This is a genomic window from Armatimonas sp. (genome assembly GCF_043760365.1).
GTDB lineage: Bacteria > Armatimonadota > Armatimonadia > Armatimonadales > Armatimonadaceae > Armatimonas.
Genome location: NZ_JAYUPA010001043.1, coordinates 1 through 2585, shown reverse-complemented (window position 1 = coordinate 2585; position 2585 = coordinate 1). Strand labels below are relative to the sequence as shown.

The 2585-nt window shown below is 58.5% G+C and carries 2 protein-coding genes and 1 pseudogene; all 3 read right to left on the bottom strand.

Annotated elements, in window-relative coordinates; all coding sequences use genetic code 11:
• A pseudogene (locus ACH2EH_RS26660) lies at nucleotides 1-551 on the bottom strand (hypothetical protein); the annotation flags it as partial.
• Between the two features lie 19 nt (nucleotides 552-570).
• Nucleotides 571-1560 carry a sialidase family protein gene (locus ACH2EH_RS26655; protein ID WP_395146475.1) on the bottom strand — a complete coding sequence of 330 codons (990 nt, stop codon included), beginning with the start codon at nucleotides 1558-1560 and terminating at the stop codon, nucleotides 571-573.
• A 158-nt stretch (nucleotides 1561-1718) separates the two neighbouring features.
• Nucleotides 1719-2585 (bottom strand): quinate 5-dehydrogenase (locus ACH2EH_RS26650; RefSeq protein WP_395146473.1); only part of this gene is annotated, 867 nt, incomplete at its 5' end.

Genomic DNA, 2585 nt, shown 5'->3' with positions numbered 1-2585 from the left:
TAGTTGACGAGCGTCGCGATTGTCTTGCCCTCGGGAGTGAGCGCTTGAATCACGGACATGCGGCGGTCGTAGAGATCAGGCGCGTAGTAATTATAGGCAATTTTCCCCTGCGCCTCGCCCGTGGCGATACGGAGCCGCGCGGGCTGCGCGGCGTCTATCGCCTCGTTAATTGCCTCCGCCGTGCGCACACAGACCCGCTCCATAAAGGCAAGATCACCCGTGTGCCCCCCCTTGCCATCGGGAAACGCATAGCAATCGGGTGCGCTGTGGGTGTGGGTTGAGCCGATGAGAATGTTATCGGCGGCGACACGCGGGACGCGGGCACGCACTCTGTCGGCCAGCACCCCAGGAAATCCAAGCAGATCGAGCCCGACAATAACAAGCTTGGTGCTGCCTCGCTGCACATAGAGCGCCCGTGCCATGAGCTCGCCGCGCTTCTCCCGCGTCGGACGCGTTGGCCCCATCCCACCCGAGACCGGCAGGAGCGGACTGGGCGTGATAATGCGCTTCCCCGCACCTGCAAACAAACTATCGTTGTTATTTTGCATCATTTATTTCTCTATTTTCTCTCTACCAGGGCAAAAATACGATGCCCGTGGCAGTCAACTGAAAACGTTTCGCACGCACATGGCTCTCCGCACCTTCGGTGTAGTAAACCACCAGAACCGTGCCGTCTTTTAGTTCCAGTGTTGAGGGATAGGCCCCGATCACGCTATCTATCTCAGACGGCCCTTCCCAAGTTCTTGCATCGTCGCGGCTGACGTGCAGCGCGGTCTGAGGAAGCCGGTGCGTCAGCAAAATCTCGCCCGTTTTGAGGCGCGTGAAGTGCGGTGCGTGGCCCTTGAACCCGCTATCGCACGCCGGTCCCCAGGTCTTACCGCTATCGTGGCTCGTGGCAAAGTGCAGGTTGACTTTGCTGGAGCGTAGCGCCGCGAGCAGCATGCCGTCTTTAAGGCGAATCACATCGGTCTCAGCATCGAGTGGGATTCCCTGTCCCTCACCAATAGAGATGGGAGCGCTCCAGGTGTGCCCTGAGTCCGTCGAGCGGATCACGCCCCCGAACTCCTTGCCCGCGCCACCGAAGTAGTAGAGCCCCAGTACGCAAGTATTGTCCGGTAACTGACGCACTGGGGCGGAGCAGTACCAGCCCACGGGTGCGATAATCTGAGCGGTTTTGTCCCAGGTCTTCCCCCCATCCACGGAACGAATAAGCTGAGTCCCGATGCCATCGTAGGGTCTGCCCCCCGTGCCCGGCTTGAGCGAGAAAAATGAGCAGAGCAGCGAGCCGTCCTTGAGCTGCGCCACGTGCGGATCGCGGTTGTCCAGAGCATCGTCGAAGATCGTGACCGGCGCACTCCACGTCTTTCCGTCGTCCCGGCTCCGAATGGCGCAGATGCGCCCGCCCTGCGCCCAGCCCCTACTCCTATCGGGCAATGAGACATGGCCGTAGCCTGTGTAGAACACACAGTATAAATCGCCGTTCTTCAGCCGACAGACATCCGGAAATGCCTGGTAAGGCCCGGCCTCCCCGCCGCGAGAAATTATTTGAAAATCCATCATTGTTTTCCCCGTGTCCCTGCCGCCGGTTGAAACCGGCGTCTGCAATGGCGTCGTGCCTCCGCCGCAAAGCCCGTGCCGGGCTACGAGCCTATTTCTCCAGCCCGGCACGGGCTTTGCGGCACGTAGTGCCATTGCAGACGCCCCATTCCATGGGACGGTCAAAAATTGATGATGTTGGGTTTCCAGTCGAGCTTATTGAGCATTGCCAAATACTCCTCGGGCTGCATCTCTTTGCCACCATTGATGGCCACCAGCATCGCCTCCATCACATTGGTGCCAAACGAGCGCCCGTCAAAGATCGGGGTGGTGGTAATAAGCTGCACCACACCGCGCTCTTTGAGTTCCTTCTGGTTCTCCTCTGTGGTGGTGTTGGTGAGAACAATCTTGCCTTTCAAGTCCTGCGGCATGTGGCGGCGGATGTAGAGAAAATCACCCGCGAGCACATCAGCCCAGGCGTACCACTTGCCCCACTTAGGAATAATATGGTTTTGCTTTTCCCCCGTGGGGTAGAGCACAGAGAGCGGCAGGTGCACCACGATTGGTAAGAGTGTGCGTGCGACGATCTTAAACAGCTTCGGGTTAGTAATGCCGATGGGCAGATCAAGGCCGAACATCAGGTCCCCGAAACACATCTGCCCACCGCAGGCAATCAGCGCCTCGCTCATCCCGAAGCGATCCACGGCGGAGACAATCAGGGTCTTCTTATTTTTGAAATCCACGACATCATGGCTCTGGAGCCACTGCACAGCGGCGCGCTCCAGTGTATTTTTCAGGCCCGAGCCATCGAGAACCGGAGTCTTCTTCGCCCCGGCTAATAACTTCTTAGAGACCGCAAACTCATAGCGCTTGCCCTCGCTCCACAGATAGCGATCCATCCCCCCAAAGCCTATTGCGTCCACGGTGCCATCTAGCTCGGCCAAGCGCTCTACGAATTTTTTCTCGTCGCCGTCCACACCCTGACGGCTAATTTCAAAGGTCTCGCCGAAAAACTCCGCTGTCACGGTCTTATCGCGCTTTGACGAACC

Coding starts and splice junctions, on each gene's coding strand:
- ACH2EH_RS26655 (WP_395146475.1), bottom strand. CDS start 1,560: ATGATGGATTTTCAAATAATTTCTCGCGGCGGGGAGGCCGGGCCTTAC.